Origin of the sequence: Tardiphaga sp. (genome assembly GCF_044340795.1) — a bacterium.
In the GTDB taxonomy this organism is placed as follows: Bacteria; Pseudomonadota; Alphaproteobacteria; order Rhizobiales; family Xanthobacteraceae; genus Tardiphaga.
Genome location: NZ_JBIISY010000334.1, coordinates 1 through 5,146 on the forward strand (window position 1 = coordinate 1; position 5,146 = coordinate 5,146).

At 62.6% G+C, this 5,146-nt stretch carries 8 protein-coding genes; 2 read left to right on the forward strand and 6 right to left on the reverse strand.

Annotated elements, in window-relative coordinates:
* Positions 1 to 96: 96 nt before the first annotated feature.
* Complete coding sequence (locus ACIQ17_RS30490; protein ID WP_398473211.1) at positions 97 to 399, forward strand: DUF1778 domain-containing protein; 303 nt, start codon at positions 97 to 99, stop codon at positions 397 to 399.
* Positions 396 to 932: a GNAT family N-acetyltransferase gene (locus tag ACIQ17_RS30495; RefSeq protein WP_398473212.1), complete on the forward strand. Its 537-nt coding sequence runs from the start codon at positions 396 to 398 to the stop codon at positions 930 to 932. The genes ACIQ17_RS30490 and ACIQ17_RS30495 overlap by 4 nt, the downstream gene beginning before the upstream one ends.
* A gap of 6 nt (positions 933 to 938) precedes the next feature.
* Here the strand turns inward: ACIQ17_RS30495 and ACIQ17_RS30500 are convergent, their stop codons facing one another.
* The 6 genes from ACIQ17_RS30500 to ACIQ17_RS30525 form a co-directional block, all read right to left on the reverse strand.
* The gene (locus ACIQ17_RS30500) at positions 939 to 1,697 is read right to left on the reverse strand and encodes an SURF1 family protein (protein WP_398473213.1); all 759 of its coding nucleotides are present in this window, start codon (positions 1,695 to 1,697) and stop codon (positions 939 to 941) included.
* Positions 1,694 to 2,089, reverse strand: a complete 396-nt coding sequence (locus tag ACIQ17_RS30505; protein ID WP_398473214.1) for a DUF983 domain-containing protein — start codon at positions 2,087 to 2,089, stop codon at positions 1,694 to 1,696. The genes ACIQ17_RS30500 and ACIQ17_RS30505 overlap by 4 nt, the downstream gene beginning before the upstream one ends.
* Positions 2,090 to 2,204: 115 nt before the next feature.
* Positions 2,205 to 3,074 carry a cytochrome c oxidase subunit 3 gene (locus ACIQ17_RS30510; protein ID WP_398473216.1) on the reverse strand — a complete coding sequence of 290 codons (870 nt, stop codon included), beginning with the start codon at positions 3,072 to 3,074 and terminating at the stop codon, positions 2,205 to 2,207.
* A gap of 115 nt (positions 3,075 to 3,189) precedes the next feature.
* Entirely contained in the window at positions 3,190 to 3,810 is a 621-nt protein-coding gene (locus ACIQ17_RS30515; RefSeq protein WP_398473217.1) for a cytochrome c oxidase assembly protein, read from the reverse strand.
* A gap of 10 nt (positions 3,811 to 3,820) precedes the next feature.
* A complete protein-coding gene (locus ACIQ17_RS30520; protein ID WP_398473218.1) occupies positions 3,821 to 4,009 on the reverse strand; it encodes a CoxF protein in 189 nt (62 codons plus the stop codon).
* 16 nt (positions 4,010 to 4,025) lie between these two features.
* Complete coding sequence (locus ACIQ17_RS30525) at positions 4,026 to 4,967, reverse strand: heme o synthase (protein WP_398473219.1); 942 nt, start codon at positions 4,965 to 4,967, stop codon at positions 4,026 to 4,028.
* Positions 4,968 to 5,146: the final 179 nt, after the last annotated feature.

A 5,146-nucleotide genomic window follows, 5' to 3' on the forward strand; every position in this document is an offset into this window, starting at 1 on the left:
ATAATGGGTTTCGGGCGCGAGGGGAAATGGCATCACCAGTCGTTCATCTTGATTGTGTACGGGAATTGCCGTACGCAGAGGGGTTAGGAGGCAGCCATGTTGCCACATCAGAAAGACGCTGTTGCCAAGGGCGCCAAGACCGCGCGCATGGAGCAACGCACGACCCCCCAAACCAAAGAGCTCATCGAGCAGGCCGCCACCCTGCTCGGCATCAATCCATCAGAGTTCATGATCGCCGCCGCTGTGCGCGCGGCGCGTGAGACGGTGGCAAGCCAAGAGCGCACAGTGCTCACGCCAGCGTCGCACGCTGCCTTCATGCAGGCACTCGACGCAACTGAGCCGACAGCAAAGCTCAAAGAGCTTATGCAGATGCACGCGGATGTGATGAAGTTAAAATGATCGACAGCGCCTTCCTCGCGCGTTTGCGGATCGAGCCGCTCGACCGGAGCAGGCACGAGAGGACAAGCTTTCGTTGCGGCGTCGACCGCGTCGATAACTTCCTGGCCAGCACTGCAACGCGCCAGCAGGACGCCGACCTGACTCGCGTCTACGTTGCCTGTCTCGATCAGACCAACACCGTCGTCGGATATTACGCACTCAACGCCCACGCAATTGAGACATCCTCGCTGCCACAGGCCATGGCGAAAAAGCTGCCAAACTATTCAACAATTGCCGCGATCTATCTTTCAATCATCGGCTTTCATATCGATCATCAAGGCAAAGGCGGCGGCGGATTTTTGATGGGAGACGCCTTTGGCCGCTGCGTACAGGTTGCAGATGTCGTCGGCGCACATTTTCTGGTGCTGGATGCGTTGAACGAGCGCGCGGCCAAACTCTATCGCGAACTCGGCTTTGTCGATCTGGCTGGACACGCTCCGCGCATGATCATTCCGATGAAGGCCATTCGCAAAGCGATACCCGCAATCTCATGAGGGGAACTATGCAGCGCGCCGCTGCCCCCTCACCCACACCCCGAAGGCAAGCACCACCGCCGCGGCCAGGCTGAACCAGGTGATGGCGTATTGCATGTGGTTGTCCTTCAGACGGACCTCCAGCGGGCCGGGCCTGGGAATGCCGTTCGCCGGCACCGGGCTTTCAAGATCGACATAGAAGGGCGCGACATCACCCCAGCCAAGGGCGCTCGCCATGGCGCGCTGGTCACGGTTGAACCAGAGGCGCTTGGCGACGTCATCATGCGGGGTCAGCGTGCCTGCCGTTTCGGGATAGCGGAGATAGCCGGTCATTGTCACCGGAGCGCCGGTGATGAGCGTTTTGACCACACGGTCCTGCTGGGCGCGATCCTGCATCGTGTTCTGGACGAAGCCGGTATTGATCACGACCGTCGCGCCGTTGGGGAGCGTTGCAGGCAGGAAGGCCCAGGTGACCGCTCCGGGAACGTCCGGGCGCACGCCGGAGCCAGAGCTGTAGACCATGGCATCCGGCTGCGGCTTGTAGGTGGCCGTGAACGTCACACGGCGGAATTCGTCGGTTGCCGCGCTCATTGCGCTCCACCGATCCGAGGACGGCAATGCAACCGGTGCCTCCGCGAGCCTGAGATCGAGGGCGGCGATCAGCGCGTGCTTCTCGGTTCGGCGCTGCAGCTGCCAGAAGCCGAGGCTCAGCAGCGTCGCGACGATGACCAGCGTGGCAATGCCGAAACCGGTGATGCTGCGCCGGCGCGCGGTGACGTCATTCATTTGGGCTTGCGTGCGATCAACTGGCCTTCGGAGGCCTTGTGGTGGAATTGCAGGGCGATCAGCAGCGACTTCATGGAGCGCAGCGGCAGCAGTGTGGTCACGAGAATCAGCGGCAGCCAGAGCGCGGCGTGCAGCCAGAATGACGGCTGGTATTTCACTTCGACGATCAGCGCCGCGCCGACCACGATGGCGCCGGCGATCATGATGATGAAGATGGCCGGGCCATCGCCGGTGTCGATGAAGCTGTAGTCGAGCCCACAGCGCTCGCAAGTCGGGCGCAGGGTGATGAAGCCGCCATACAGCTTGCCCTCACCGCAGCGCGGGCACTTGCAGGCCAGGCCGCGCACGATGGTTGGGGCAAGGCTGATTTCTGTTGGGGCTTGTTCTTGCATCGTCCGTTCGGACCCTCTCCCGCCCTTCGCTACGCTTGGGCCCCCTCTCCCGCAAGCGGGAGAGGAAACAAAAAGGGCGGCCTCACGGCCGCCCTTTTGAATGATCAGCGCCCGATCAATGCGCGGCGGCGCCGGCGACGATGCCGCCATAGCCCCAGACATAGATCGTGACGAACAGGAACAGCCAGACCACGTCCACGAAATGCCAGTACCAGGCGGCAAACTCGAAACCGAGATGCTGCTTCGGCGTGAAATGGCCGGCATAGACACGGAACAGGCACACCAGCAGGAAAATGGTGCCGACGAGAACATGGAAACCGTGGAAGCCGGTCGCCATGAAGAAGGTCGCGCCATAGACATGGCCCTTAAACGCAAAGGCCGCGTGGCTGTATTCGTAAGCCTGCACGAAGGAGAACAGCACGCCGAGAATGACGGTGACGATGAGGCCGTATTTCAGGCCCTTGCGATCGCCTTCCAGCAGCGCGTGATGCGCCCAGGTCACCGTGGTGCCCGAGGTCAGCAGGATCAGCGTATTGAACAGCGGCAGGTGCCACGGATCGAAAGTCTGAATGTCCTTCGGCGGCCACACGCCACCGAACAGCGCCTCGCGCGTCGCATGCACGGGATCGGCCGGGAACAGCGCGGCATTGAAATAGGCCCAGAACCAGGCGACGAAGAACATCACTTCCGAGGCGATGAACAGGATCATGCCGTAGCGGTGATGCAGCTGCACGACGCGGGTGTGATCGCCGCGCTGGGCTTCCTTGATCACATCGGTCCACCAGGCCGCGAACGTGTAGAGCACGCCGATGGTGCCGACGCCGAAGACGAGGGGCGCAGCGGCATACATCTTGTGCATCCAGCTGACCGCGCCCACCGCCATGATGAAGGCGAACAGCGAGCCCACCGCCGGCCACGGCGAGGGATCGACGAGGTGATAGTCGTGATGCTTGGCGTGCGCGGTGCCCGCCTCTGCCGTCGCCATGTGTCTCTCTCCGTCAGTTGCGCCCGTTGAAGCCGGCGCGAGTTATTTCGCAGTTATAATCTTAGTTGAGCATGATCTGATCCGAAAACCGGAAGGCCACTTTTCGGGATCATGCTTACAGATTACCCTTGCGCGGCCCCGTTTCCGTCGCCGCAACAGGCTTCGGCGTGGGATCGCGCTGGGGATAGAAGGTGTAGGACAGTGTGATCGAGTTCAGGCCGTCATTCTCGGCGTCGGTCGCAAGCTTCGGATCGACATAGAAGACGACCGGCATTTCGCGCTTTTCGCCGGGGCCAAGCGTCTGGTCGGTAAAGCAGAAGCAATTGATCTTCTGGAAATACGCGCCGACCGTGAGCGGTGCCACATTATAGGCAGCCTGGGCATGGGTGGTGCGGGCGGACTGGTTGGTCACCGTGTAGAAAACCGTGAGGACTTCGCCGATGCGAACCTGGACTTCGCTCTGCTCCGGCACGAATTTCCACGGCAGGCCCGGCGCCACATTGGCATCGAAGCGCACCGAGATCGTGCGGCCGATCGGGCCTGAGGCCGGCGCACCGGACGCCACCATGGTGGTGCCGTTGAAGCCGGTGACGCGGCAGAACCAGTTGTAGAAAGGCACGGCCGCGTAGGATGCGCCCACCATGAAGGCGACGACGAGACCGCAGATCGAGGCAACGACCGTATCACGCTTGAGGCGCGGCTTGGTGGCTGGCTGATGGGACTGCGGTTCGGTCATGTCACCTCACTCAGAGCGGCCGGACGAGAACTGCCGGCCCCTTGACCAGGGTGACGGCGAAGAACAGCACGACGAGAATGCCGAGCGTCCAGGCGATGGCAATCGAGCGCTCACGCTGGCTCTTCTTCTGTGCCTCGGTGAGAACGATGCCGTCCTGCTTGGCAGGTTCGGGCTGATCAGACTTGCGCTCGGTGTCCATCGGATCATGCGCCCTCTTACCAGATCAGCGGCACGGCGGCCTTGACGGCCACCTCGACCAACAGAATGGCGAACAGAGCAAACAGATAGAGGATCGAGAACGCGAAGAGCTGACGTGTTGCCTTGGTGGCCGGCTTGCCCTCGCGCAGGCGGTAGACCTGCACGGCGAGAAACATCATGCCGGCGCCGAGGATCAGCGAGGCGACGCCATAGACGGCGGAGAAGTAGCCCAGCGGCCACGGGGCAACGGCGGTGGCCACCAGCACGACGGTGTAGAGCAGGATCTGCAGGCGGGTCGCATCGGGACCGGCGACCACCGGCAGCATCGGCACGCCGGCGCGGGTGTAGTCATCGTTGCGGAACAGGGCCAGCGCCCAGAAATGCGGCGGGGTCCAGAAGAAGATGATCAGGAACAGCAGGATCGGCTCCATCGAGAGCGATCCCGAGGCCGCGGCCCAGGCCACGACAGGCGGCAGTGCACCGGCAGCACCGCCGATGACGATGTTCTGCGCCGTCCAGCGCTTCAGGCCGATGGTGTAGATGACGACATAGAAGAAGATGGTGAAAGCGAGCAGCGCGCCGGCCAGCCAGTTCACCAGGATGCCCAGCGTCATCACCGAGAAGAAGGCGAGCACGATGCCGAAGGTGAAGGCTTCCGGGCGGGTGATGCGGCCGCGTGGGATCGGGCGATTGGCGGTGCGCGTCATCAGGGCGTCGATATCGCCCTCATACCACATGTTCAGCGCGCCCGAGGCGCCGCCGCCGATCGCGATGCAGAGGATCGAGGTTATGGCCAGCACCGGGTGATGATCGCCCGGCGCCAGGAAATAGCCGACCATGGCCGTGAACACGACCAGCGACATCACCCGCGGCTTCAGCAGCGCGAGATAGTCCTTCACACCTGCTTCGGAAATGCGGGGGCCGGACAGGTCGATGGCGTTTTGGTCGAGGACGGACAAGATCGGTCTCACTTCGTGTCACTGGCACTCCGCCGGTTCCCGAGGGACGAGGCGGAGGCAATTTCATGCGGCGCACTATTGTGCGCCCCAGCACACTTACTTGATACGCGGCAGCACTTCAAATTGATGGAAGGGCGGCGGCGAGGTCAGGGTCCATTCCAGCGTGGTGGCACCGGCGC